The organism is Streptomyces sp. NPDC005774, from assembly GCF_042871645.1.
Lineage (GTDB): Bacteria > Actinomycetota > Actinomycetes > Streptomycetales > Streptomycetaceae > Streptomyces > Streptomyces pratens.
Genome location: NZ_JBIAIV010000003.1, coordinates 228993 through 253496, shown reverse-complemented (window position 1 = coordinate 253496; position 24504 = coordinate 228993). Strand labels below are relative to the sequence as shown.

24 protein-coding genes and 1 tRNA gene are annotated in these 24504 nt (G+C 70.3%); 3 read left to right on the top strand and 22 right to left on the bottom strand.

Annotation, left to right across the window (positions count from 1 at the left end; translation table 11 throughout):
* Positions 1-348: 348 nt before the first annotated feature.
* From ACFYQA_RS05125 to ACFYQA_RS05065, 13 genes are all read right to left on the bottom strand, one after another.
* Positions 349-1026: a protein-tyrosine-phosphatase gene (locus ACFYQA_RS05125; protein WP_386402172.1), complete on the bottom strand. Its 678-nt coding sequence runs from the start codon at positions 1024-1026 to the stop codon at positions 349-351.
* Positions 1023-1670, bottom strand: coding sequence for an L-threonylcarbamoyladenylate synthase (locus ACFYQA_RS05120; RefSeq protein ID WP_386402175.1), 648 nt, complete (start codon positions 1668-1670; stop codon positions 1023-1025). The genes ACFYQA_RS05125 and ACFYQA_RS05120 overlap by 4 nt, the downstream gene beginning before the upstream one ends.
* A 54-nt stretch (positions 1671-1724) precedes the next feature.
* On the bottom strand, positions 1725-2612 hold the full coding sequence (gene prmC / locus ACFYQA_RS05115) for a peptide chain release factor N(5)-glutamine methyltransferase (protein WP_386402178.1): 888 nt from the start codon (positions 2610-2612) through the stop codon (positions 1725-1727).
* Positions 2613-2692: 80 nt separating this feature from the next.
* Positions 2693-3769: a peptide chain release factor 1 gene (gene prfA, locus ACFYQA_RS05110; protein ID WP_388911664.1), complete on the bottom strand. Its 1077-nt coding sequence runs from the start codon at positions 3767-3769 to the stop codon at positions 2693-2695.
* A 125-nt stretch (positions 3770-3894) separates the two neighbouring features.
* Positions 3895-4116, bottom strand: coding sequence for a 50S ribosomal protein L31 (gene rpmE, locus ACFYQA_RS05105; protein ID WP_388911661.1), 222 nt, complete (start codon positions 4114-4116; stop codon positions 3895-3897).
* Between the two features lie 169 nt (positions 4117-4285).
* Entirely contained in the window at positions 4286-5422 is a 1137-nt protein-coding gene (locus tag ACFYQA_RS05100) for an LCP family protein (RefSeq protein ID WP_388911659.1), read from the bottom strand.
* Between the two features lie 161 nt (positions 5423-5583).
* On the bottom strand, positions 5584-7713 hold the full coding sequence (gene rho, locus ACFYQA_RS05095) for a transcription termination factor Rho (RefSeq protein ID WP_388911656.1): 2130 nt from the start codon (positions 7711-7713) through the stop codon (positions 5584-5586).
* A gap of 402 nt (positions 7714-8115) precedes the next feature.
* Positions 8116-9033 (bottom strand): homoserine kinase, encoded by a 918-nt coding sequence (thrB, locus tag ACFYQA_RS05090; protein ID WP_388911653.1) that lies wholly within the window; start codon positions 9031-9033, stop codon positions 8116-8118.
* A 438-nt stretch (positions 9034-9471) separates the two neighbouring features.
* Entirely contained in the window at positions 9472-10530 is a 1059-nt protein-coding gene (gene thrC / locus ACFYQA_RS05085) for a threonine synthase (protein ID WP_386402193.1), read from the bottom strand.
* 6 nt (positions 10531-10536) lie between these two features.
* Positions 10537-11829 carry a homoserine dehydrogenase gene (locus tag ACFYQA_RS05080; RefSeq protein WP_388911650.1) on the bottom strand — a complete coding sequence of 431 codons (1293 nt, stop codon included), beginning with the start codon at positions 11827-11829 and terminating at the stop codon, positions 10537-10539.
* 217 nt (positions 11830-12046) lie between these two features.
* Positions 12047-13438: a diaminopimelate decarboxylase gene (gene lysA, locus ACFYQA_RS05075; RefSeq protein WP_388911647.1), complete on the bottom strand. Its 1392-nt coding sequence runs from the start codon at positions 13436-13438 to the stop codon at positions 12047-12049.
* 15 nt (positions 13439-13453) lie between these two features.
* Positions 13454-14527 carry an ArgS-related anticodon-binding protein NrtL gene (gene nrtL, locus ACFYQA_RS05070; RefSeq protein ID WP_388911645.1) on the bottom strand — a complete coding sequence of 358 codons (1074 nt, stop codon included), beginning with the start codon at positions 14525-14527 and terminating at the stop codon, positions 13454-13456.
* A gap of 96 nt (positions 14528-14623) precedes the next feature.
* Positions 14624-15148 (bottom strand): response regulator, encoded by a 525-nt coding sequence (locus ACFYQA_RS05065; protein WP_388911799.1) that lies wholly within the window; start codon positions 15146-15148, stop codon positions 14624-14626.
* A gap of 133 nt (positions 15149-15281) precedes the next feature.
* Between ACFYQA_RS05065 and ACFYQA_RS05060 the strand changes: the two genes are divergently transcribed.
* Positions 15282-15353, top strand: a tRNA-Arg gene (locus tag ACFYQA_RS05060).
* Positions 15354-15623: 270 nt separating this feature from the next.
* Here ACFYQA_RS05060 and ACFYQA_RS05055 read toward each other — a convergent pair.
* The 9 genes from ACFYQA_RS05055 to ACFYQA_RS05015 all read right to left on the bottom strand — a co-directional run bounded on the left by ACFYQA_RS05055 (position 15624) and on the right by ACFYQA_RS05015 (position 21828).
* Complete coding sequence (locus ACFYQA_RS05055) at positions 15624-16106, bottom strand: GIY-YIG nuclease family protein (RefSeq protein ID WP_388911796.1); 483 nt, start codon at positions 16104-16106, stop codon at positions 15624-15626.
* A gap of 211 nt (positions 16107-16317) precedes the next feature.
* Positions 16318-17691 (bottom strand): tyrosine-type recombinase/integrase, encoded by a 1374-nt coding sequence (locus ACFYQA_RS05050; RefSeq protein ID WP_388911642.1) that lies wholly within the window; start codon positions 17689-17691, stop codon positions 16318-16320.
* Positions 17688-17900 carry a helix-turn-helix transcriptional regulator gene (locus ACFYQA_RS05045; protein WP_388911639.1) on the bottom strand — a complete coding sequence of 71 codons (213 nt, stop codon included), beginning with the start codon at positions 17898-17900 and terminating at the stop codon, positions 17688-17690. The genes ACFYQA_RS05050 and ACFYQA_RS05045 overlap by 4 nt, the downstream gene beginning before the upstream one ends.
* On the bottom strand, positions 17890-19260 hold the full coding sequence (locus ACFYQA_RS05040) for a replication initiator (RefSeq protein WP_388911636.1): 1371 nt from the start codon (positions 19258-19260) through the stop codon (positions 17890-17892). The genes ACFYQA_RS05045 and ACFYQA_RS05040 overlap by 11 nt, the downstream gene beginning before the upstream one ends.
* Positions 19257-19526 carry a hypothetical protein gene (locus tag ACFYQA_RS05035; protein WP_388911633.1) on the bottom strand — a complete coding sequence of 90 codons (270 nt, stop codon included), beginning with the start codon at positions 19524-19526 and terminating at the stop codon, positions 19257-19259. Before ACFYQA_RS05035 ends, ACFYQA_RS05040 begins: the two co-directional genes overlap by 4 nt.
* Before the next feature lie 104 nt (positions 19527-19630).
* Positions 19631-19921: a hypothetical protein gene (locus ACFYQA_RS05030; RefSeq protein ID WP_388911630.1), complete on the bottom strand. Its 291-nt coding sequence runs from the start codon at positions 19919-19921 to the stop codon at positions 19631-19633.
* A 33-nt stretch (positions 19922-19954) separates the two neighbouring features.
* Positions 19955-20149, bottom strand: a complete 195-nt coding sequence (locus ACFYQA_RS05025; RefSeq protein ID WP_004983392.1) for a hypothetical protein — start codon at positions 20147-20149, stop codon at positions 19955-19957.
* Positions 20150-20161: 12 nt separating this feature from the next.
* The gene (locus ACFYQA_RS05020; protein ID WP_388911626.1) at positions 20162-21478 is read right to left on the bottom strand and encodes an FtsK/SpoIIIE domain-containing protein; all 1317 of its coding nucleotides are present in this window, start codon (positions 21476-21478) and stop codon (positions 20162-20164) included.
* Positions 21478-21828: a hypothetical protein gene (locus ACFYQA_RS05015; RefSeq protein WP_004983394.1), complete on the bottom strand. Its 351-nt coding sequence runs from the start codon at positions 21826-21828 to the stop codon at positions 21478-21480. The genes ACFYQA_RS05020 and ACFYQA_RS05015 overlap by 1 nt, the downstream gene beginning before the upstream one ends.
* A gap of 214 nt (positions 21829-22042) precedes the next feature.
* On the opposite strand from ACFYQA_RS05015, the gene ACFYQA_RS05010 reads away from it, so the two are divergent.
* Complete coding sequence (locus ACFYQA_RS05010; RefSeq protein WP_388911623.1) at positions 22043-22783, top strand: GntR family transcriptional regulator; 741 nt, start codon at positions 22043-22045, stop codon at positions 22781-22783.
* A gap of 340 nt (positions 22784-23123) precedes the next feature.
* A complete protein-coding gene (locus ACFYQA_RS05005) occupies positions 23124-24488 on the top strand; it encodes an IS4 family transposase (protein ID WP_388911793.1) in 1365 nt (454 codons plus the stop codon).
* The last annotated feature ends 16 nt before the right edge of the window (positions 24489-24504 follow it).

The window sequence follows — 24504 nt, the reverse complement described above, 5'->3', positions numbered from 1 at the left end:
CACTCACGCCCAGGACGCCCCTGACGGCTCGTACGGGGCACGCCGGCCGGCCGGAGCCGGGCCGGACGGCCGGAGGGCCCACACCGACGGCCGGACGGGCCTGAGAGCCTGCCCGGGCCTGAGGGCCTGCCCGGGCCTGAGAGCCTGAGGGCCTGAGAGCCTGAGAGCCTGCCCGGGCCTGAGAGCCTGTCCGGCAGGATCAGGCCAAAGCGCGGGGCCGGCACGCCGCCCTCCTCCACCATGCGGCTGAACGCACCGGACCCCGCTCGTCCCCCGCTGCTCATCCCCCGCTGGACGGATACCGTCGGCCACCCCGACTCGCTCCGCCGGACAGGGCCCGCGGAGCGGTCAGGCGCGGGTGGGGACGCCCGTGAGGGCGGTGACGACCGGGTCCAGGGCCTGATGTATCTCGTCGCCGATGGAGCGGAAGAACGGCAGGGGCGCCCCGTACGGGTCGTAGACCTCGTCCGCCTCGGCGGTCGGGGCCAGCAGCCACCCGCGCAGTGCGGCGGCGGCACGGACCAGTGCACGGGCGCGCATGACCAGGCCCTCGTCCAGCGGGGGCAGGGTCGCCGGGTCGATCGCGTTCACCAGGCGGGTGAACTCCTTCAGCGTGAAGGTGCGCAGGCCCGCCGAGTGGCCCATGGAGATGACCTGGGCGCGGTGGTCGCGGGTCGCGGTCAGCACCAGGTCGGCGCGGATCACGTGCTCGTCCAGCAGTTCACGGCCGACGAAGCCGGAGGTGTCCGCGCCGAAGTCGGCCAGTACCGTCTCCGCGTGGGACTCCATCGGCGCGCCCTCGTGACCCCAGGTGCCCGCGCTCTCCACGATCAGCCCGCCGCCCAGGATGCCCAGCCGCTGGCTCACGAAATGCCGGGTCAGCCGCTCGGTGATGGGCGAGCGGCAGACGTTTCCGGTGCTGACGTGGAGGATGCGGAAGGTGTCGCGCGGAAATCCGAAGGTGGTCGTCTCTTCCGCGCTGCGTTCCCCGTTGCCTATGCCACGCCCCGACTCGGGGGCCGTCAATTCGCCACCTCGAGGTCGGGTACCACTTTGCGCAGCTCCTCCGGCGAGAGGGCGCCTTCGCGCAGCAGCACGGGCACGGGGCGCGTGACGTCGACGATCGACGAGGGGACGATGCCCGGGGTGGGGCCGCCGTCGAGGTAGACGGAGACGGAGTCGCCGAGCATCTCCTGTGCCGCGTCGCAGTTCTCCGGCGCGGGGTGGCCCGTCAGGTTGGCCGAGGAGACGGCCATCGGGCCGACCTCGGTGAGCAGCTCGATGGCGACCGGGTGCAGCGGCATCCGTACGGCGACCGTGCCGCGAGTGTCGCCGAGGTCCCACTGGAGGGACGGCTGGTGCCGAGCGACCAGGGTCAGCGCACCCGGCCAGAACGCGTCGACCAGTTCCCAGGCCTGCTCGGAGAAGTCCGTGACGAGGCCGTGCAGGGTGTTCGGGGAGCCGATGAGCACGGGAGTGGGCATGCTGCGGCCGCGCCCCTTGGCCTCCAGGAGGTCGGCGACGGCTTCGCCGGTGAACGCGTCGGCGCCGATGCCGTAGACGGTGTCCGTCGGCAGCACCACGAGCTCGCCACGGCGGACGGCGGACGCGGCTTCACGCAGACCGGTCACGCGATCGGTCGCGTCGTTGGTGTCGTATCGCCGAGCCATCTGGCGGGCCTCCTCGTGCACATGCGGCTGGGGTGGTCGAAGTCTGCCGGACGCTCACGGCACCGCCTTGCGGGCGGTGGCGAACCGGGGCCGGTTGTTCAGGTCGGGGTGGTCGGCGGCGTCGGTCCAGCCGCGGTCCTCGGCGAAGATCCACGGCACCTGGCCGCCCTGGGTGTCGGCGTGCTCGACGACGACCACACCGCCGGGGCGCAGCAGGCGGTGCGCGGTGCGTTCCAGGCCCCGGATGAGCTGGAGGCCGTCCTCGCCGGAGAACAGGGCCAGCTCGGGGTCGTGGTCGCGCGCCTCGGGGGCGACGTACTCCCATTCGGTGAGCGGGATGTACGGCGGGTTGGAGATCACCAGGTCGACCTGGCCGTCGAGGTCCGGGAAAGCCGTCAGGGCGTCGCCCTGGCGCAGCTCGACGCGTGACCCCTCCATGTTCTTGCGGGTCCACACGAGGGCGTCCTCGGACAGCTCCACGGCGTACACGCGCGAGCGCGGCACCTCCTGCGCGAGGGCGAGCGCGATGGCGCCCGAGCCGGTGCACAGGTCGACGACGCACGGCTCGACGACGTCCATGGCCCGTACCGCGTCTATGGCCCAGCCGACGACCGACTCGGTCTCCGGGCGTGGCACGAACACCCCGGGCCCCACCTGGAGTTCGAGGTAGCGGAAGTAGGCGTGCCCGGTGATGTGCTGGAGCGGTTCGCGTGCCTCGCGGCGGGCGACGACCTCCCAGTAGCGGGCGTCGAAGTCGGCGTCCCGCACCGTGTGCAGTGCGCCGCGCTTGACACCGTGCACGAACGCGGCGAGTTCCTCCGCGTCGGTGCGCGGCGAGGGCACACCGGCGTCGGCGAGCCGCTGGGTGGCCTGGGCCACCTCCGCGAGCAGCACGCTGCGGGGGCTCGGGGGTCGCCCCCCACTATGTTGCTGCACGCTCATCCTCCGGAAGTTCTCGTACGGCCGGTGCGGCGGCCCGGTGTTCGGGTCCGGTACTCAGGCCCTGCGGGCCTGGGCCGGGGTCATGCTGCGGCGAGTTTGGCAGCCGAGTCCGCGTCGACACAGGCCTGGATCATCGCGTTCAGGTCGCCGTCCAGGACCTGGTCCAGGTTGTATGCCTTGAACCCGACCCGGTGGTCCGAGATGCGGTTCTCCGGGAAGTTGTAGGTACGGATCTTCTCGGAGCGGTCGACGGTGCGGACCTGGCTACGCCGGACGTCCGCGGCCTCCTTCTCCGCCTCTTCCTGCGCCGCCGCGAGCAGCCTGGAGCGCAGGATACGCAGCGCCTGCTCCTTGTTCTGCAGCTGGCTCTTCTCGTTCTGGCAGGAGGCGACGACTCCGGTCGGGAGGTGCGTGATGCGCACGGCGGAGTCGGTGGTGTTGACGGACTGCCCGCCGGGTCCGGAGGAGCGGTAGACGTCGATCCGCAGGTCGTTCGGGTTGATCTCGACGTCGACCTCCTCCGCCTCGGGCGTCACCAGGACACCCGCCGCGGAGGTGTGGATACGGCCCTGCGACTCGGTGGCCGGCACCCGCTGCACGCGGTGCACCCCGCCCTCGTACTTCAGCCGGGCCCATACGCCCTGGCCGGGCTCGGTGGCGCCCTGGCCGCCCTTGGTCTTCACGGCGACCTGGACGTCCTTGTAGCCGCCCAGCTCGGACTCGGTGGCGTCGATGATCTCGGTCTTCCAGCCCACGCGCTCGGCGTACCGCAGGTACATGCGCAGCAGGTCGCCGGCGAACAGGGCGGACTCGTCGCCGCCCGCGCCCGCCTTGACCTCGAGGATGACGTCCTTGTCGTCATTGGGGTCGCGCGGGACCAGCAGCAGGCGGAGCTTGTCGGTGAGCACCTTGCGCTGCTTCTCCAGGTCCTTGAGCTCAGCGGCGAAGTCCGGGTCGTCCACGGCGAGTTCACGCGCGGCCTCGATGTCGTCACCCGTCTGCTTGAAGGAGCGGTACGTGGTGACGATCGGGGTGAGTTCCGCGTACCGCTTGTTCAGCCTGCGCGCGTTGGCCTGGTCGGCGTGGACCGACGGGTCGGCGAGCTTCGTCTCCAGGTCGGCGTGCTCGGTGACGAGTTCCTCGACGGCCTCGAACATCTTGGGCTCCTGCTCCTGCGTGGGAAAGGGGAAGGCGTGCGACCAAAAACGCCGGTCCCGGCGCGCGCCCCTCTCACCTGCGCGGGGAGAGGGGTCGCGGCCGTGGACCGGCGAAAGGGGGCTCGCTACTTCTTGGAGCCGGAGGCCTTGCCGAAGCGGGCCTCGAAGCGGGCCACACGGCCACCGGTGTCGAGGATCTTCTGCTTGCCCGTGTAGAACGGGTGACACTCGGAGCAGACCTCGGCCCGGACGGTGCCGGACTCGATGGTGCTGCGGGTGGTGAACGACGCGCCGCAGGTGCAGCTGACCTGCGTCTCGGTGTACGCGGGGTGGATGTCGCGCTTCAAGGTGTCTCCTAGGTTCGGGAGGGCGCCGGGTCGCAGCCGCGGGATGCGGGAGCGTGAACCGGAGCCGACGTACCAGTCTGCCAGGACTGGCGCCATCCCCCAAAACCGGGGGCCGCCGTCATTTGTTCCCGGGGCGGTGACGGCGGCCCTCCGAAGGTGCGGCGGGGGTTTACGGGGAAGCGGCCGGGGAGCGGCCCTCGGGAGGGCGCTCACGGGGCGCTGACGACGTCCTTGGCTCGCTGGTGGCCGTGCGGTCCGTGACCGCCCCCGGGATCGGCTCGTCGTTCCTCAGGGCGTCCCAGACCAGCCGCGCCTTCTCCGTCTCGGGAACGACGCGGTTGGGGTCGGCGGGGTCGTACCGCACCGGCATGGTCACCATGTGCAGGCCGGCGGGGTCGATGCCCCTCAGGCCGCCCGCGAAGGCCATCAGGGAGTTCACCGAGCCCAGGCCGGAGTCGGTGGTGAGGGCCCTGGTGGCCGTGTCGGTGATGTCGTAGAGCTTCTTGGGGTCGGTGAGGAGGCCGATGTCGCCCACCTGCTGGACCAGGGCCCTGACGAAGGCCTGCTGGAGCCGGATGCGGCCGAGGTCGGAGCCGTCGCCGATGCTGTGCCGGGTACGGACCAGGCCGAGGGCCTGCGCGCCGTCGAGCCGATGGGTTCCGGCGGCGAGCTTCAGGTGGCTGTCGGGGTCGTCGATGTCCTCGGTGGTGGTGATCTCGACGCCGCCCAGCTCGTCGACGAGCTCCCGGAAGCCGCTGAAGTCGACCTCCAGGTAGTGGTCCATGCGCAGGCCGGTCATCGACTCGACGGTCTTCACGGCGCAGGCGGCCCCGCCCGTGGTGTACGCGGAGTTGAACATCACGCCGTTCGCGGCGGGGCGGGTGCCGCCCCCGGTGCCGGTGCACCGGGGGCGGTCGACGAGGGTGTCACGCGGGACGGACACCACGGAGGCCTCGTCCCGTCCCTCGTGGACGTGCACGATCATCGCGGTGTCGGAGCGTGCCGTGCCGTCGTCGGTACCGCCGCCGAGTTCCTTGTTGCCGCCGGAGCGGGTGTCGGAGCCGAGCACGAGGATGTTCTCGGAGCCGTCGTCGGCCTTCCCGGGCCGGTCGGAGCCGAGTAGCCGGTCGATGTCGACGCTCCTGATATTGCCGTTGAACGTGAGGTACACGTACCCGAGGCCGGCACCGCCGAGGACGACGAGAACGGCCGCGGTCCAGGCCACGGCCTTCATGCCCCGCCGCCACCCCCGACGGCCGTCCCCGGCCGGGGGACGGTCAGTCCGGCGTGTGCTCTCGGCAGACATAGGCCTCACAGCTCCCGTCCGCCCGGGTACCCCTCCGGCCGTACCGGAACCACGTCCGGAACCATGTCCGAAGCCGCGTCCGGAACCACGCCCCGGACCACAAGGGCCGCTCCCCGGATGTCCGGGGAGCGGCCCTTGTGAGGGGACAGGCAGGACGAACGTCAGTCGCCGTTGCCCGGCGTCGGCGACGTCTTCTGGATCTGCAGCAGGAACTCGCCGTTCGACTGCGTCTTCTTCATCTTGTCGAGAAGCAGCTCGATCGCCTGCTGCGAGTCGAGTGCGTGCAGCACCCGGCGGAGCTTCCAGGTGATGGCCAGCTCGTCGCTGCCGAGCAGGATCTCCTCCTTGCGGGTGCCGGACGCGTCGACGTCCACCGCGGGGAAGATGCGCTTGTCGGCGAGCTTCCGGTCGAGCTTGAGCTCCATGTTGCCGGTGCCCTTGAACTCCTCGAAGATCACCTCGTCCATGCGGGACCCGGTGTCCACCAGGGCGGTGGCGAGGATGGTCAGCGAACCGCCGTCCTCGATGTTGCGGGCCGCACCGAAGAAGCGCTTCGGCGGGTACAGCGCCGTCGAGTCGACACCACCGGACAGGATGCGGCCGGAGGCCGGGGCGGCGAGGTTGTACGCACGGCCCAGACGCGTGATCGAGTCGAGCAGCACGACGACGTCGTGGCCCAGCTCCACCAGGCGCTTGGCGCGCTCGATGGCGAGCTCGGCGACCGTGGTGTGGTCCTCGGCCGGGCGGTCGAAGGTCGAGGAGATGACCTCGCCCTTCACCGACCGCTGCATGTCGGTGACCTCTTCCGGACGCTCGTCGACGAGGACGACCATCAGGTGGCACTCGGGGTTGTTGTGCGTGATCGCGTTGGCGACCGCCTGCATGATCATGGTCTTGCCGGTCTTCGGCGGGGCCACGATCAGACCGCGCTGTCCCTTGCCGATCGGCGACACGAGGTCGATGATCCGCGTGGTGAGGACACCGGGGTCGGTCTCCAGACGGAGGCGGTCCTGCGGGTACAGCGGGGTGAGCTTGTTGAACTCCGGGCGGCCGCGGCCGTGTTCGGGCGCCATGCCGTTGACGGAGTCGAGGCGGACCAGCGCGTTGAACTTCTCGCGCCGCTCGCCGTCCTTCGGCTGGCGCACCGCACCGGTGAGGTGGTCGCCCTTGCGCAGGCCGTTCTTGCGGACCTGGGCGAGGGAGACGTACACGTCGTTCGGGCCGGGCAGGTAGCCGGAGGTCCGGATGAACGCGTAGTTGTCGAGGATGTCGAGGATGCCCGCGACCGGGATCAGGACGTCGTCCTCGGTGAGCTGCGGCTCGGAGACCATGTCGTCGCGGCCTCGGCGGCCGCGACGGTCGCGGTAGCGGCCGCGCCGTCCGCGACGACCGCTTCCGTCGTCGTCGTAGCCGTCGTCCTGCTGACGGCTGCCGCCCTGCTGCTGGCTCTGCGGACGGCCCTGGCCGCCGCTCTGCTGCTGGCTCTGCTGCTGGCTCTGCTGCTGGCTCTGCTGCTGGTCGTCGCCCTTGCCGCGACGGTCCCCGCGGTCGCTCCGATCGCTCCGATCGCCGCGGTCACCACGGTCGTTGCGGTCCCCGCGGTCACCACGGTCGTTGCGGTCACGGCCGCGGTCGCGGCGGTCACGGCGGCGGCCGTCACCGCCGTCGTTGTCGGACTTGGCGTCGCCCTGCGCCGGGGACTGCTGCGACTGCGCCTGGCTCTCGGCCTTCGCGTCGCTCTTCGCCTCGGCGGGGGCCTGCTCGGCCGCGGCGACCGGAGCGCCCGCGTCCGCGGTGGCTCGGCGGCGACGCGCGACGGGGGCCTGCTCGGCCGGAGCCTGCTCGGCCGGGGCCTGCTCGGCCGGGGCGGAGGCCTTCGAGGAGGGCTGGCCGGGAATGTCGATCTGCTGCTGGGCGGTGGCCTGTTCGGCAGGAGCCTCGGCGGCGGACTTCTTCTCGGCGGTGTCACCCGTACGGGTCCGGGAGGTGGCGCGACGCTTGGGCTTGGTCTCCGCCGCCTCGGCCGGGGCCTCGCTCTTCGGCGCGGCGGAGCCGCCCGACGCCTGGGCTTCCTTGATGACCTCGATCAGCTGGCTCTTGCGCATACGCGCGGTGCCCCTGATGCCGAGGCCGGATGCGACCTGCTGCAGCTCGGCCAGCACCATGCCCTCGAGGCCGGTACCCCGGCGCCGCCGGGAGCCGGCACCGCTGGCAGGCGCGGAGGCGTCCGTGGCGGGCGCGGCAGCGGTCTCCTCGACACGTGCGCCCATCAGATCGGTGGTGTCGCTCACGAAGGGTCCTTCCCTGGAGCGGACGTCGGCCTGTCTGGCTCGGCGACCGGTTGTGCTGTCCGGCTTCGGTTCTTGCTGTGCGAACCGTGCCGGGGCGGTGGTCCGCCTGAACGGCGGAAGGAATATCTGGTGATGGCGCTTCCCCGAGCCGTGGCATTCGATGTCACGTGGCGTGGTCGCACCGGTTCCGGAGCGTGCCCGGCGGGCCGTTCAGTGTCCGTGTGCGACGTACTACTCGCATACGAAGCAGAGAACACAGTTGGGCTTGGGGGGCTCCCGGAAGAATGTCTGTCCCGAGCGGGGACACGAGGCACCTCGCCATGGTGGGGTCGGGTGCAGACTTGAGGTTAACACTACCGGATCCAACAAACATTCCCCCTCTCCTTATCCGGCAACCGTGTGTCAGGTGGCGAGCGGAAGCACGCTCGCTCCCTGCAGATCGAGACTGAGCCGGTTGGCGGCCCAGTCGTTGCCGGCCAGCGCTTCGACCTTGTCGGCGGTGTCCGCGTCGGCCAGTGCCATGACGGTGGGTCCGGCGCCGGAGATCACCGCGGGGACGCCGTCCGCGCGCAGTCGCTCGACCAGCGCCGCGCTCTCGGGCATGGCGGGGGCGCGGTAATCCTGGTGCAGACGGTCCTCGGTGGCGGGCAGCAGCAGCTCGGGACGCCTGGTCAGAGCCTCTACGAGCAGGGCGGCACGGCCCGCGTTGGTGGCGGCGTCGACATGCGGCACGGTGCGCGGCAGCAGGCCGCGCGCGGTCTCGGTGAGGACGGGTTTGCTGGGGACGAACACCACCGGCACGACGGACTCGGCGGGCTCCATCCTGATCGCGCGGGCCGCGCCGCTCTCCATCCAGGAGAGGGTGAAGCCGCCCAGCAGACAGGCCGCGACATTGTCGGGGTGGCCCTCGATCTCGGTGGCGAGTTCGAGCAGCGCGGTGTCGTCGAGCCTGGCCTCGGCGCCTATGGTCACGGCGCGGGCGGCGACGATTCCGGCGCAGATGGCGGCGGAGGAGGAGCCCAGGCCCCGGCCGTGCGGAATGCGGTTGGCGCAGACGATCTCCAGGCCGCGCGGCTGTCCGCCGAGCAGGTCGAAGGTGGTGCGCAGGGAGCGTACGAGCAGATGGTTCTCGTCGCGGGGGAGGGTTTCACCGCCCTCGCCGGCGATGTCGATGTGCAGCCCGGTGTCGGCCACCCGGACGACGATGTCGTCGTACAGGCCCAGCGCGAGGCCGAGGGCGTCGAAGCCCGGACCGAGATTGGCGCTGGTGGCGGGGACGCGCACCCGGACGGCGGCGGCGCGGAACGCGGGACCGGCCATCGCTCGATGACTCTCCTTGAGCTGGGGACTGTGACGGTGACTGTCGAAGGACTGTCGAAGACTGTCAAATGACATTCGATGACGTGCAAAACCCCTGGGATCGCCGCCGACCAGGGTGGCCGGCCGCTTCCCGAACCCCTCCGAGCCCCTCTGGCCCATGGTCCGGACCACGGAGACGACGCGGGACCGCGGCATATGCGGCGGTGGGTTGAGTACAGACTATCGAAGGAAGGTTCTGTGTCGACATAGGGCGCACGGGAGGCGCACGATGCGTGCCTTAAGCCCCCTGTGCCCCCTCGCGGAGAACTTCCCCGGACAAGCGCCTTCTTACGCCCGTCCTGCCGACGCGTGCCGCCGCGGCGCCGGGTGCGGAACGCCCGGCGCCGCGGTGTCCGGAAGGCCCGGGGCGGCGCGCCCCGGCCTTCCGGCCACCGGAGGTCAGACCAGTCCGAGTCGCTCGGCGGCCGTCGCGGCGTCCACGGGGACGGTGACCGGCTGCGGCGCGCCGGCGACGGCCCAGTCCGGGTCCTTCAGTCCGTTGCCGGTGACGGTGCACACGATCTTCTGCCCCGGGTCCACCTTGCCCTGCTCGGCGGCCTTCAGCAGACCGGCGACCGACGCGGCGGACGCCGGCTCGACGAAGACGCCCTCCTGCGAGGCCAACAGCCGGTAGGCACGCAGGATCTCACGGTCCGTCACCTCGTCGATGAGGCCACCGGACTCGTCCCGCGCGGCAAGCGCGTACTGCCACGAGGCGGGGTTGCCGATCCGGATGGCGGTGGCGATCGTCGCCGGGTCCTTGACGACCTCGCCGCGCACGATCGGGGCACTGCCGGACGCCTGGAAGCCCCACATCCGGGGGGTCCGGGTGGCGATGCCGTCGGCGGCGTACTCCCGGTAGCCCTTCCAGTAGGCGGTGATGTTGCCCGCGTTGCCCACCGGCAGGACGTGGATGTCGGGGGCGTCGCCCAGCATGTCCACGATTTCGAAGGCGGCCGTCTTCTGCCCCTCGATACGCACCGGGTTGACCGAATTGACCAGCGCCACGGGGTAGTTGTCGCTGAGCGCGCGGGCGAGAGTGAGGCAGTCGTCGAAGTTGCCGTCGACCTGGAGGATCTTCGCGCCGTGCACCAGGGCCTGGCCCATCTTGCCCAGGGCGATCTTGCCCTGCGGCACGAGCACCGCGGAGACCATCCCGGCGCGCACCGCGTAGGCGGCGGCGGAGGCGGAGGTGTTGCCGGTGGAGGCGCAGATGACGGCCTGCGCGCCCTCCTCCTTGGCCTTGGAGATGGCCATGGTCATGCCCCGGTCCTTGAAGGACCCGGTCGGGTTCGCGCCCTCGACCTTGAGGTGGACCTCGCACCCCGTGCGCTCGGAGAGCACCTGCGCGGGCACGAGCGGCGTACCGCCCTCACGGAGCGTCACGATCGGCGTGGTGTCGGCGACCGGCAGCCGGTCCCGGTACTCCTCGATGATTCCGCGCCACTGGTGGGTCATTGCTGCTTACTCTCCTTCAACCCGCATGATGCTGGCGACACCGCGTACGGTGTCGAGCTTGCGCAAGGCGTCGACGGTGCCGCCGAGGGCCGCGTCGGACGCACGGTGGGTGACGACGACGAGGGAGGCCTCCCCGTCCTTGCCCTGCTGGCGAACCGTATCGATCGAGACACCGTGCTCGGCGAACACGGTCGCGACCTGGGCGAGAACACCCGGTTTGTCGGCCACGTCGAGACTGATGTGGTAGCGCGTGACGACCTCGCCCATCGGGGAGACGGGCAGCGCCGCGTAGGCGGACTCGCCCGGTCCGGTCGTTCCGGCCAGCCGGTTGCGGCAGACCGCGACGAGGTCGCCGAGCACGGCGGAGGCGGTGGGTGCCCCGCCGGCGCCGGGCCCGTAGAACATCAGCTGTCCCGCGGCCTCCGACTCCACGAACACGGCGTTGTACGCGCCGCGGACCGAGGCCAGCGGGTGGGCGAGCGGGATCATCGCCGGATGCACCCGCGCGGTGACGGATCCACCGTCCGCGGCCCGCTCGCAGATGGCCAGCAGCTTGATGGTGCAGCCCATCTCCCTCGCGGAGGCGAAGTCGGCGGCGGTGACCTCGGTCATGCCCTCGCGGTGCACGTCGTCGAGCCGCACGCGCGTGTGGAAGGCGATCCCGGCGAGGATGGCGGCCTTGGCGGCGGCGTCGAAGCCCTCGACGTCGGCGGTCGGGTCGGCCTCGGCGTATCCGAGGGCGGTGGCCTCGTCGAGCGCCTCCTGGTAGCCGGCTCCTGTGGAGTCCATCTTGTCGAGGATGAAGTTGGTGGTGCCGTTGACGATGCCGAGCACCCGGTTGACCTTGTCACCGGCGAGCGACTCGCGCAGCGGCCGGATCAGCGGGATGGCACCGGCGACGGCGGCCTCGTAGTAGAGGTCCTTGCCGTGCTCCTCGGCGGCGGCGTACAGCGCGGCCCCGTCCTGGGCGATCAGCGCCTTGTTCGCGGAGACGACGGACGCGCCGTGCGCGAAGGCGGTGGTGATCAGCGTCCGCGCGGGCTCGATCCCGCCGATGACCTCGACGACGACGTCGAGGTCGCCGCGTTTGACCAGGGCGGTGGCGTCGGTGGTGACCAGCTCCGGGGCGATGCCCTCGCGTACCCGGTCCGGGCGCCGCACGGCGACCCCGGCGAGTTCCACCGGGGCGCCGATGCGGGCGGCGAGGTCGGCGGCCTGCGTCGTCATGATGCGCGCCACCTCTGAGCCGACCACTCCGCAGCCCAGCAGCGCCACCTTCAGCGGACGCGTACGCATCATCCGACCTCGTTTCCTGATTACCGTCTAGGTTGCCCCAGTCTCACTCACCGGACGGAAGTTTCTTCCCTTTGTCCGGATCGTGAGACATCAATTTCATCGGGAAGCCGGAAGAACCGAAGATCTTCCGCTTTCCCGCCTCTGTCACTTCTGTCGCTTCTGCCGTTGTTCTGTATCTGTTCTGTTCTGTTCTGCCGCGCGCTTCCGCTGTTCCCTCTCCTCACCCGACGTCGAGACGGAGGAGGTCATCCTCGGTCTCGCGGCGGACGATGACCCGCGCCTCACCGTCCGCGACGGCGACGACGGGCGGGCGGAGCACGTGGTTGTAGTTGCTCGCCATCGACCGGCAGTACGCGCCGGTGGCCGGTACGGCGATCAGGTCGCCCGGCGCCAGGTCCCCCGGCAGGAAGGCGTCACGCACCACGATGTCACCACTCTCGCAGTGCTTGCCGACGACCCGGCAGAGCATCGGCTCGGCGTCGGAGCTGCGGGAGACGAGGGAGACGCTGTACTCGGCGTCGTACAGCGCGGTGCGGATGTTGTCCGACATCCCGCCGTCGACGGAGACGTACGTGCGCAGCCCGTCGAGCGGCTTGATGGTGCCGACCTCGTACACCGTGAAGGCGGTCGGGCCGACGATGGCCCGCCCCGGTTCGACGGAGATGCGGGGGGTCGCGAGGCGGGCGCCCTCACACTCCCGGGTGACGATCTCGGTCAGCGCCTTGGCGATCTCGTGCGGCTCGCGGGGGTCGTCGTCGCTGGTGTAGGCGATGCCGAGGCCGCCGCCGAGGTCGATCTCGGGCAGCTCTACCCCGTGCTCGTCCCTGATCTCCTTGAGCAGCCCGACCACCCGGTGGGCGGCGACCTCGAACCCGGACATGTCGAAGATCTGCGATCCGATGTGCGAGTGGATTCCGATGAGCTCCAGCCCGTCCAGCTGAAGCGCCCGCCGCACGGCCTCGGCGGCCTGCCCGCCGGCGAGCGGGATCCCGAACTTCTGGTCCTCGTGCGCGGTGGCGATGAACTCGTGCGTGTGCGCCTCGACGCCGACGGTGACACGGATCTGCACCCGCTGCCGTCTGCCGAGCGACTGCGCGATGTGCGCGACCCGGACGATCTCCTGGAAGGAGTCGAGCACGATCCGCCCGACCCCGGCCTCGATGGCCCGGCGGATCTCGGTCACGGACTTGTTGTTGCCGTGGAAGGCGATCCGGTCGGCGGGCATGCCGGCGGACAGGGCGGTGGCCAGTTCCCCGCCGGAGCAGACGTCGAGGTTCAGCCCTTCCTCGTGGAGCCACCGCACGACGGCCCGGGAGAGGAACGCCTTACCGGCGTAGAACACGTCGGCGTCGTCCCCGAAGGCGGTGCGCCAGGCCTGCGCGCGGGCCCGGAAATCGGTCTCGTCGAGAATGTAGGCGGGGGTGCCGAACTCCTCGGCCAGCCGCGCGACGGGGACCCCGCCGACGGTGAGCGCACCGTCCTCGTCACGGCCGACGGTCTGCGCCCACACCTTCGGGTCGAGGGCGTTGAGATCGGCGGGCGGTGCGGAGTAGTGCCCCTCGGGCAGGACGTCGGCGTAACGGGGCCCGGCGGGATGTGCGGAACGGCTCATTCTTCGCGTGCTCTCTCAAAGATGGTCGGGTGCGTCGATACCGAGCAGGGACAGGCCGTCTGCCAGCACCGTCCCGGCGGCTTCGGCGAGCGTGAGCCGGGCGCGGTGGACGGCCGAGGGTTTCTCCGCGCCGAGCGGCAGCACGGCGGGAAGCAGCGGCTGCGTGGCATCGGCGACGGTGACGAGATGCCGGGCGAGCCGGTCGGGGGCGCGGTGCCGCGTGGCGGCCGCGAGAACGCGGGGGTGGTCGGCGAGGGCGGTGAGCAGCGGCCGGGTTCCGCTCACGCCGACGGCGCCGAGCTCGGGACGGAACCCGAGGTCGGCGGCGTTGCGCAGGAGGGCGCGGGTCCGGGCGTGGACGTACCGCACCCGGAAGAGGGAGTTGCTCTCCCTCTGCTCCAGGTGCTCCGCACCGATCCGCGGCCGGTCGTGCGCCGCAGGCCGCAGCAACGCCCACCGCGCGGCATCCCGGCCGAGCGGCAGCGGGTCGGCGGGGGCGGGCACGGGACGGACGTCGATACGGGGGGCGTCGGGGGCCGCACCGGGCCGGTCATCGACGGGCCGGTGATCGACGACTCCGCCGCCGAGTACGGCGATCCACTCGGGCCGGGGGGGCGCGTCACCGCCGGCCCGCACCAGGCATCCCTGGGACCGCAGAATCCGAACGAGCACGTCGAGGTGAACGAAGGCACGCACCTCGGCCGCACCGTGCAGCAGTACCCGCTCCCCGCTCGCCTCCGGCAGATGCCCGTAAGGGATGCCACCGGGGCTGAGGATCTCCTCCACGAGGGCGAGGGGGGCGGCAGACCCTCGCAGGCTGATGTTGATGAACCCGGGTCCGGTGATGACGACATCACCGATGCCGTCGGCGCGAAGAAGGCGGTCCCGAAGAACCTCGGCGACGTGCTGCGGCGTCCGCCCGGCAGGGCGGGCCAGCTGAAGGGCGACGTTGGTGGCGTACTCCCCGCACCCCCCGGGCCCCGGCGGAGCGACGACGACCCGCTCGGGCACGGCCACCCGCAGCTCCCCCTCGTCGACAGCACAGCGCACCGCGCGCAGCACGGTACGGGAGAGCTCGACGGGGGTCACGGGACAAGGGTAGGGGAGGAAGGGGGTCGGGAGGCGAGCCGGTTCGGCCGTGATCCCGCCATGTGGACGCCCGAATGGACGGACCGGGCGGCGCGACTACCCCGGAGCGTGCCCGGCGGCCCGCTCGGCACCCCCGAGGCCACTGCCACCGCTCATCCCACCGCCGCTCCCGCTGGCCCCACCGCCACTCCCCCGCCTCCGCCGCTCGATCAACTGCCACACCACCCTCACGAGTTCAGTGGGCTCGAAGGGCTTGGCGAGGAAAGCATCCACACCGACATCGAGCCCGCTCTCGACCTCGTACTGGGTACAGGCACTGATGATGGCGAGCGGAAGGTCACGGGTTCGGGGGTCGGAACGCAGCCGGGCCGCGGTCCTGAGCCCGTCGAGCCGCGGCATGGCGACATCGAGGGTGACCAGGTCGGGCCGCACCTGATGAACGACTTCCAGACACTCGGCACCATCGGCCGCGGTCACGACCTCGATGCCCTCAAGCTCGAGATTGACCCTGATCAACTGCCGGATGACCTTGTTGTCGTCCACAACAAGCACTCGGCGCGACGCCCCTGGCACAACTCGAGAGTAGGTCGAGACCGGCCACCGCGTCCGCGTTTTCCCCACTTCCACCCCCAGGGGTGGCACCTCGAACACACGGGGTGACACCGGCCTCCCCGGCCCATGGAAAACCGGTTCATGACCACCCCGTCAGAACTGGTACTGTTCTATCCGTCGAAGCGATCACCGCAACCGACACGCCCCCGTAGCTCAGGGGATAGAGCAACGGCCTCCGGAGCCGTGTGCGCAGGTTCGAATCCTGCCGGGGGCACCTTGCATGAGGTGCCCAAAGACCCCGTCACCAGCGGAAACGCTGAGAACGGGGTCTTCGCGTATGTGCAGCCGTATGCCGCCGGAAGCAGCCGTTTGCCAGTGATCACGTTGTAATAGCGTGTTGATCTTGGAGGGTTCCGCGGCAGGTCAGAGTGTGTGTCGCACCCGTCTAGGCGTAGCTCTATGGACCGCTTGTGGACAGATCAGAGCCCGGGAGCCCTACAGCCCAGGGCTCCCGTCGATCTTGCGAGTCACGGCCCCTGCAGCGCTACACCACGTCACGGAAACCGTCACGTTCTGAGTTGGACGACGCCGTTCGGACGGCAGCTGGGACAGAGCACAAGCTTTCCTGAGAGACGCACGGTTCTGCGGAGACAGGGCAGGCAGACACTGTCCTTTCGACCACACAGCGATGGCGCTGCTGAACCTTCCGCCTGTCCCCGTAGCGCCAGAGACCGTCGTACCAGGTTCCATGCTCGTCAGATACGAAGTCGCGCCATGCTCGGCGAACTAGACACAGTGGGTCCAAGTCCCGCATCCAAAACCACTCGTTGTGTATGCGATAGCCGCTGAGCACCTGGTGCAATACCGCCTCACACGCTTGTGCGGTTCTCCCCTCCGGGGGAGTCCACGTCCACATCATGTAAAGCTCGACAGGGGAACCTGGCTGCAGCTCGGTCCGCAGCCGTTTGAACGGGTCTATCGCGTGTCCGATCTTGACCCGGTCGGGATGTCCCGCGGCGCCGATCACATACACCCGATCAGTCTTCGCATCCACATCCCGGACTGTAACTGCCAGCGATGACAACCAACTCGCAGACGGATGATCTCAAACCTGCGTTGCAGGCCAGACCACCATTTGCGAGTTCTGGGCACAGCCGTGCGAACCACCTGCGAGCAGGAGCCCCGGACCGTTCCCGGTCCGGGGCTCCTTCCTGCCGTTGTGTCAGTCAGTCTGCGGTTTACTCCTCCCCCAGGCCCTGCATGATCCGGTCGTTCATCTCCTGTTCCTGGCCGTCGATGCACTTGGCGTAGATCTTCAGGAGCACGTCCACCGAGTGGCCGGCCCGAGCGGCTACCTCCGGGGCGGGCACTCCCGAGTTGAGCCACTGGGAGACGCCCGCATGCCGGAGGTCGTACGGCCGGAAGGCGAGGACCGAGGACACCTGGTCGGGGACGAGCGCCAGTTCCCGGGCCTGCTTCCACGCTCGGGAGTACGACGAGGCAGCGATCACATTGCCCCGCTCGCTGGAGAACAACCGGCCGTCCTCCGCCGTGCCGAACTCGTCCAGGTGGTCGAGGAGCAGCCGCACGAGCGGGGGCGGAATCGGCACAGTGCGTACCTCTCCCTGAGCCCGCTGCTTCAACCCTCGCCGGTCGTGCGCCTCGCCGGAGTCGGTCCACGCCTTACCGGCCGCCGGACGGGTCTCCGCCAGCTCGATGCGGCCCCAGCCCTGTGCCGGAAGCGTGCAGTCGGAGCGGCGGAGGCCGAGCGCCTCGCCCGGCCGCATGGCCGCGTAGTACAGGCATCCGAAGAAGGCCCGCAGCCGCCGGCCGCTAGCCCGCTCGTAACCGCCCACGTAGGTGAGTGCGGTGAGCAGCTCTCGGGCCTGCCGCGGGTTGACCACCACCCGGCGGTCGACTTCCTGCACCGCCCGCTTGCCCCGCTTGCGCCGGACGCGGCTCAGCGGGTTGGAGGTGAGGTGCTCCAGCTCCACCGCGTATTCCAGCGCGTTGAAGACGACGGCCCGCCGACGCCGATAGGTCTGGGTGGCCGCGGGCTTGCCGTCCAGCCTCCGGCTCAGCCCGTCGATCAGCTCGTGCACACGGCTGATCTCCTGCAGCTCCCCCACCGGAAGCGAAGCCTTTTCGATCCACCGCACGGCAGAGGCGATCTCCTCCGGGCGCTCCCGCTCCCTGTGCGGCACGGGTAGGAGATACGAGCGCAGCGCCCGACGCAACACTTCGGGAGCGGGTCGCCCCCGTCCCGGCTTGACTAGGACGGGAACGACCGTCGCCAGGGCATCCGTCATGCTGTCCCGCTGCTTGGCCGACGTCTCCGCCCAGCGGGCATCGACGTACTTGGTCGCCAGGTCAAGGAAGGACAGCGCCGCCTTGCCGCCACGCAGGGAGTCGGGCAGTCCGGTCACCGTGTCGAACGGCTCGCCCTTGTCGAGCGCTCGCACGAGCTTGGCGCGGAAGCGGTCGGCCAGCGCCTTGGTCTTGTGCGACTCGCTGAAGGGCTGCCCGTCGACCACCCAGCGCACGAGGTAGGTCGGCTTCTTGGTGGTCTTGTTGACCGAGAGCTTCCACACGGAAGCCTTGTAGGACTTCACGAGGCCGCTCCCTCCGCACGCTCCTCCAACCAGTCGTTGAGCACGTCACGCCGGACTCGGAGCTCACCGTTCGGCAGACGGATGCAGGTCGGCGCGAGACGCAGCTCCCGCCAGCGGTAGAAGGTGCGCCGGGAGATGCCGCCCAGTTCGTCGAGCACCTGGCGCACGGTGAGCAGCTCAGCCGCCGCCGAGCGGGTGTCACGCGCCATGGGAGGCACCGCCCTCCCGCACCGAGGCAGCGAGGAGCGCCGCTTCCGGTGAGTAGCCGCGCCCCGCGTAACGCCAGTGGCCGACCGTGACCGTCGAGTGTTCCGACAGGCCGAGGGCGTCCCGCTGCTGCTCCGCGCGATGGTCGGCACGGGCCTGCCGGAGGGCGGTCAGCGTGGTCGAGTAGCGACGCGACTTGGTGGAGAAGTGGCCGCCGTATCCGAGCATGTGGGCCCAGCGCCGCAGCCCGAGCGGGGCGAACTCCGGCAGGCCGCCGAGCCACCAACACGTACTGATCATGCGCAGCACGTGAGCGCGGACCGGCAACATGACCATGTCCCGTGCGTGGTGGATCCGGCCGTCCACGGCGCCGGCGGTCTCCGCACCCTTGGTGGCGTACTTGGCGATGTAGCCCGCCACGGCCGCCGCGGAGGCAGGCCGCTCCCCCGCTGTCCGTCCGGTCGAGGTGACCGGCCGTACGTCGACCTGGGTGCCGAAGCGCAGCACCCGCGGCCCGATGACCGCCGAACCAGGGGCGGTCAGCCGCACCCTCCCGACCACGGCCCGCACCGAGTCGACGAGGAGCGGCACCGTGGCCCAGCCGGGCGGGTGCGAGTCGGGGCCGCCCGGGCCGTCGAGGCGGATCACGGCGTGGAAGTGGACCAGGCCCCGCCGCTGGTACTCGGCGACCTTCGCGTACGAGAGCCGGGCGACCTCCCCTAACTCCGTACGCGACAGGCCGACCCGCCGGGCGACCTCCCGCCGCAGCTCCAGCCCGAACCGGTGCCAGAGCCGACCTGCGAACGCGTGCCAGAGGACCGCCCCCGCGTAGTCGTAGCAGCGCGGGCAGAGAGGTTCGCCGAGACGAGGGTCGTCCGCCGGGTGCCGCTCCCGGCATCCGGCCGGGGTCCCGTGTGCGCAGTGGTCACCTGTCCGGCGAGGTCGGCAGGGTCGCACGCGCCCGTCACGCTCGCGGCGCGTGTGGACCGGGCCGAACCCGGGGGCGGTGAGCGTGGCGAACACCCGTGGGTGATCCCTCACCGCCTCGCGGACGCTCTTTCCTCCGACGAGACCGGCCCGGACGAGTTGGTACGTGTCCGCCCGGTACAGGGCCGAGCAGGTCGGGCAGACCGTCGCCCGCCGGTTGCCACACGCGGTGAGCAGGCGACCGCCGTAGGCATCCGATCCGTAGGAGAGCAGAGCGGCACCGGTCGTCGTGTCGTAGACGGTGGCTGCGCCGACCAGATGAATCGGGTTGGTGCAGCCACCGAGGCGGACGATGTTCCGGCGCCAGGCGGCGAAATCCGGATCCGAGGCTCTGGCGACGAGCGCCGAGACGCTCCGCGGAAGGGCTGTGGTCATCGCTGACCACTTCCTTTGCCACCGTCGCCGAACGCCTTCCCCATCACTGCCGAGATGCCCTCCGGCCGTGTCTTGGCGCTGAAGCGCAGCGTCGGGTTGGTGAGCCACACGGCGGCGGCGTGCCTGGGGCACAGCCACTGCTCGGTTCCGTCGAGTTCGACGAGGACGATCTGTTCCCGTCCGGCACAGGTCGGGACCTGCGCGTCACGCTGCCTGAGGTCGCAGGCGAGCGGCGGGGATTTGCGCGGACGATGCGCGGTGGACAAAGTGTGAGTGCTCCTTTCACTGCTCACGTGGCGGATGGAGTGGGTTCCTGACGAGGTCGGGTTTGGCGACTTCGCGCCCCGTCGGGAGCCCGTCGTACGGGCGGTCACTGCCGCTCCTCGGGAGGAATGCCGACGACGCCGTACGAGATCGGGCCGAAGTCACGGCGGGCGCCGAAGTAGCCCCGGCCGATGTCCTCCGCCGGCACACCGAGCGGAGCGGCGATGGACTTCACGCCGTCGAGGCGCGCTGCAGAGTCGGAGGCGTCGACCAGGATGACGATGGACGCGTGACGCGGTGCGACCACGTCCGGATGGGCGATCAGGAAGCCGATCAGCTCCCGCAGACCGGCCAGGAAGGCGGCTCGGTCACCGGAGCGGATGACGTGGTTGGACACAGGGAATCCCCTTGTCGGTCGGTGGTGGTGTGGTCAGAAGCGGAGTTGGCCGAGGAAGCCGTTCACTCCGTCGAGGAGGGCCTGCACCACGGGTGCGGCCACGGTCCGGGCGAGCAGGAAGCCGAAGGTTCCGCAGAGCAGCGCATCGGCCCACCTGAGGTACCGGATGCGCAGGAGGAACCAGATCAGCAGGCCGAGCAGCAGAACGGCCGACATGGACACCAGCACGGCAAGCCCCTCTCACGGTTCGACGTGCAGTTCGGACAGGACGGGAGTCAGGTGCGCGTACTCGGCGGCGACGGCTTCCGCGTCTGCTTCCGTGATCAGGTGGGACCGAGCGCGCTCCCAGCCGTCGCCGGAAGCGAGGACGGCGGTTCCGGCCTGCTCCGGGGCGATGGCCTGCGCCGCCTTCAGCGCGTCGGGGTTGAGGTCGCCGAGCGCCATCTCTGCGGTACCGGGGTCGGCCACGCGGTGGCACACCCGGCCGCCCAGTTGCGCCCGCAGAGCCGTGACACCGGGCCCGAGATCGGAACCAACACGTTGGCCGGCCACGACGAGGAACACCCCGAGTGCCGCACCGAGTTGGGCCAGCCGGATCAGCGCCGTACCGGCCGCGTGCGCTTCGTCCTTCTCGTTCCGGCTGGCCACGAGGAAGAGTTCCGCGATCTCGTCGACGATCACGACGACGGGGACCGGGCGTTCCTTGTCGGGCAGGCCCCAGATGTTCCGGACGCGGGTCGCCCGGCAGAGGGACATACGGTCGAGGGTCAGGTCTACGAGGGCGGTCAGCAGCCGCACTGCTTGCTCTCGGTTCGTCGCGAGGGCGGACAGCCGGGGCTCGTAGAGGGACAGTTCCATGCCGCCCTTGCAGTCGATGCCGACCAAAGCGACGGGCTGCGGGGCGAGGCCCGCCACAAGGGCATTGATCAGCGTCGACTTTCCCGAGCGCGTGGCCCCGACGATCAGCCAGTGAGGAACGCGCCGCAGGTCGACCACCCACTCGGCTCCGGTCTCCAGGGTGCCCACGGTCACCCGGAGCAGATGGCGGGGCCCTCGCTGCTTCGGCACCTGCGGATCTGCCAGTGGGTCGACCGCCGACGCGACGATCCGTACGACTCCCGGTTTCCAGGAGGTCACCCGCACCGCGTGCACCTGCCAGCTCTCCGCCATGGCAGGCGCCGCTTTGACGAAGTGCTCCGGCACTTGCCCCGGCAGCAGCCTCACGAGCAGTACGAAGCCGCCGGAGGTCGGGCGCATGAGCCCCCGGCGAGGCACCCGCGGCTGAGGCGGAGGCGCCCCCTTGCCGACGAGCCCGGACACCACGGTCAACGCCGGCCGACGGCTCACGGCGAGCCCGCAGCCCGCCATCAAGGGCCGCCAGGTCTGCACGACCCGGAAGGCCACAGCAGGGAAGCCGCATAACAACCACCAGGCACCGGGATAGCGGCTGCGTAGGGCCGGGCCCGCCAGAAGCAGACCCGGCACCAGCACGGCGGCCACCACCAGAACCCAGCTCGGCCACGTCACGTCGGCCGAAGTAGCGGAGGCCAGCTTCATCACTGCCCGGCCCCCTTGCCCGCCGAGGTGGCGGGAGCGCTCAGGGGCCGGATCTCCGCCGCGCGGAACGCGATCCCGTGCCGCCCGTCGTTCTCCCACGGCGTGGCGACCAGGTCCCGCACGGCCACGGGCATGCCGAGCTGCACACCGGCCGGCTCACCGGCCACGCTCACGTTCACGACGTCGGCCGACGTCCCCGCCATCAGGCAGAGACCGACCTGGTAAACCGTCTTGCCGGTCTCGCGGTCGACGCGAAGCTGACCGGTCTCACGGTTGGCCACCCGTGGCGCCGGGGGGACGGCGCAGATGATCCCCGTGTACTTCGCGGTGTCGATCGGAAGGGTTGCCACTGTTCGGTTCTCCTCATCGCTTGGGCACCCGAAGGGAGATCCTTCGGGTTGCTAGACCACCCGTAGTACGGGTGACTCAGGCAAGGTTGCCCACCCGTAGTACGGGTTGTCAACCGTCTTGCGATGAGAGAGGCTGTGCGTCCACGTCCACGAACGTGGACAAGCCATCCACGAGGACGGCCAGCAGCAGAAGGAACGGCCACGGAGGGCCCGCATGCCGCCGAAGAACACGCAGCCGAAGTACCGGCAGATCGCCGACTACCTGCGCGAAGGCATCCTTGACGGCACCTTCCCCTCCGGCCAACCCCTGCCCTCCGAGGAAGCGTTGGCGAAACAGTTCGGCGTGACGCGCCCCACAGTCCGCCAGGGCTTGAGCGAACTACGGGCTTCCGGTCTCGTCGAGGCCATCATGGGCCGCGGAACCTTCGCCCGCTCCCCGCACAGCCGGCCCAGTCACACGCGCCCGCGGGGCGTACGCCGAGCATCTGACGCCCGGTACATCGAGGCCGACGGCATCCGCTGGACCGACGCCGAGCCCCCGGTAGCCACCCGCACCGACGCCCCGCTCGCCCTCGCGGACCTACTCCGCATCCCGCCGGGCGAGCCCATGTTCACGTACGACGCGTTGCAGACCGCAGACCACGGCCGCCTCCGCCAACTCCACCGGACTTACATCCCGTTCTCGATACTGATCGACACGAAGTACGAGGAGGAGCCCCCACCGCCAGCCCCGGATCTCTACGCAGCGCTTACCGACCTGGGCCACGAACTCCACTTCACGGAGTACGTCCGCACCCGCATGCCCCTACCGGACCAGGCCCAGGCCCTCCGACTCGCAGACGGGGTCCCGCTGCTGCACGTCATCCGCGTGACCCTCACAGAGGCTGACAGGCCCCTCGCGCTAGAGGAATTCCACCTTCCGGGTGACGAGCTGGAGCTGTCGTTCCGGCTGTAGCACAGCCGAGTTGGCTCAGATTTTCTCTACGTCATCAAGGCGGCTCGCTCCGCTCACCGCGCGCGGCCCGCCCCCCGGCCGGGCCTGCGCTCCTGTCTCCGCCCCGCTCCAGCCCGGCCGGCGCCCGTGCCGCGCGGACAGCAATCAGCCGCCAATCTCGAGGTAGGTACGTCGTGGCTGGGGCGGTCGGCTCCACGGCTTTAGCCCAAGGCCGTGAAGTTACGGCTGCGGGGCTGATGGCAAGTGCGCTCTGATCTGTGGCAACTTCGGACGTGAGAAGCGGAGCCCCGGTAGAACTGGCAGTCGACCAAGACAGCCGTTCACAGCACCGGAGGCTCCGCTGTCCGATCAGTGTGTCATCACGCGTGAAATCACGGTAGCCAAGGGCCTGTTCGCCCCCGGGCACCTGGGAGAACTCACCCAGATCGTCCCGTTCGAGATGGTCGATGCGGCCCTCACCGAGACCGGTGCCGTCCAGCAACGACTGCGGAAGATCCCCGCCCGGGTGGTGGTCTACCTGCTGCTGGCCGCAGCGCTGTTCGAGGACTGCGGCTACCTGGCCGTCTGGCGCAAGCTCACCGCCGCGCTGGAGGCGATACCGGTCGCGAAGGTCACCGGCACGGCGCTCTGGGACGCCCGGACGCGCCTTGGTGTCCGCCCCATGCGGGCCCTGTTCGACCTGCTGCGCGGGCCGGCCACGGCGATCCGTACCGTCGGCGCCCGTTTCAAGGGCTTGCTGACCGTCGCGATCGACGGCACCTACCTCGACGTCCCCGACAGCCCGCTGCACCGGGCCCGCCTGGGCAAGAGCACCAACCAGTACGCGACCTCCGGCTACCCGCAGATCTGCCTGACCGCGCTGGTGGCCTGCGGCACCCGCGCGGTCCTGGACGCCGCCTTCGGCCCCCGGTCCAGCGGCGAGACCGTCTACGGCAAGCGCCTGACGCGCTCCCTGCACCACGGCATGATCGTCCTGCTGGACCGGGGCTTCTCCAGCAATACGTTCCTGGCCGCCGTCGCCGCCACCGAGGCCGCCTTCCTGGCTCGCGTCTCGGCCGCCCGCAAGCCCCCGGTCCTGGCCCGCTTCGACGACGGCTCCTACCTCTCCCGCTTCGGCGGCGTCGAGGTCCGCATCATCGAGTGCGAGATCACCATCACCACCAGCCAGGGCCGTCAGACCGGGCTCTACCGACTGGCCACCAACCTCCTTGACCACCACCGATACCCGGCGTCCGACCTGGTCAGCCTGTATCACGAGCGATGGGAAGTGGAGTCCGCCTACTTCGCGATCAAGAAGTCAATGCTGGGCCGGCGGGTCCTGCGCTCGAGGACCTGGACCGGCATCGCCCAGGAGGTCTACTCCCTGCTGAGTGCCTACCAGATCCTGCGGATCGCGATCGCCGACGCCACCGAGACCACACCCGGAGCGGACCCGGACCGGGGCAGTTTCAGCGTCGCGCTCCGATGCGCCCGCGATCAGATCGTCCAGGCCGCGGGCATCATCGCCGACACCGTGATCGACCTCGTCGGAACGATCGGCCGAGCCGTCCTGGACCAGCTCATGCCCGCCCGCCGCCTCCGCGTCAGCCCCCGCGCAGTGAAACGACCCCTGTCCCGATACGCGTACAAGAGCCTCAAGGTCGACCGACGCACCTACACGGCCACCCTCAGCATCAACATCTTGACGCCGACGATCAGTCCGTAACTTCACGGCCTTGGGC

What these genes read in the sequence shown, in the direction of transcription:
- ACFYQA_RS05120 (WP_386402175.1), bottom strand. Translation starts at nt 1,670, where the DNA reads ATGGCTCGGCGATACGACACCAACGACGCGACCGATCGCGTGACCGGT.
- prmC (WP_386402178.1), bottom strand. Translation starts at nt 2,612, where the DNA reads ATGAGCGTGCAGCAACATAGTGGGGGGCGACCCCCGAGCCCCCGCAGC.
- prfA (WP_388911664.1), bottom strand. Translation starts at nt 3,769, where the DNA reads ATGTTCGAGGCCGTCGAGGAACTCGTCACCGAGCACGCCGACCTGGAG.
- ACFYQA_RS05100 (WP_388911659.1), bottom strand. Translation starts at nt 5,422, where the DNA reads ATGTCTGCCGAGAGCACACGCCGGACTGACCGTCCCCCGGCCGGGGAC.
- thrB (WP_388911653.1), bottom strand. Translation starts at nt 9,033, where the DNA reads ATGGCCGGTCCCGCGTTCCGCGCCGCCGCCGTCCGGGTGCGCGTCCCC.
- thrC (WP_386402193.1), bottom strand. Translation starts at nt 10,530, where the DNA reads ATGACCCACCAGTGGCGCGGAATCATCGAGGAGTACCGGGACCGGCTG.
- ACFYQA_RS05080 (WP_388911650.1), bottom strand. Translation starts at nt 11,829, where the DNA reads ATGATGCGTACGCGTCCGCTGAAGGTGGCGCTGCTGGGCTGCGGAGTG.
- lysA (WP_388911647.1), bottom strand. Translation starts at nt 13,438, where the DNA reads ATGAGCCGTTCCGCACATCCCGCCGGGCCCCGTTACGCCGACGTCCTG.
- ACFYQA_RS05045 (WP_388911639.1), bottom strand. Translation starts at nt 17,900, where the DNA reads ATGGCGCGTGACACCCGCTCGGCGGCGGCTGAGCTGCTCACCGTGCGC.
- ACFYQA_RS05040 (WP_388911636.1), bottom strand. Translation starts at nt 19,260, where the DNA reads ATGACCACAGCCCTTCCGCGGAGCGTCTCGGCGCTCGTCGCCAGAGCC.
- ACFYQA_RS05020 (WP_388911626.1), bottom strand. Translation starts at nt 21,478, where the DNA reads ATGAAGCTGGCCTCCGCTACTTCGGCCGACGTGACGTGGCCGAGCTGG.
- ACFYQA_RS05010 (WP_388911623.1), top strand. Translation starts at nt 22,043, where the DNA reads ATGCCGCCGAAGAACACGCAGCCGAAGTACCGGCAGATCGCCGACTAC.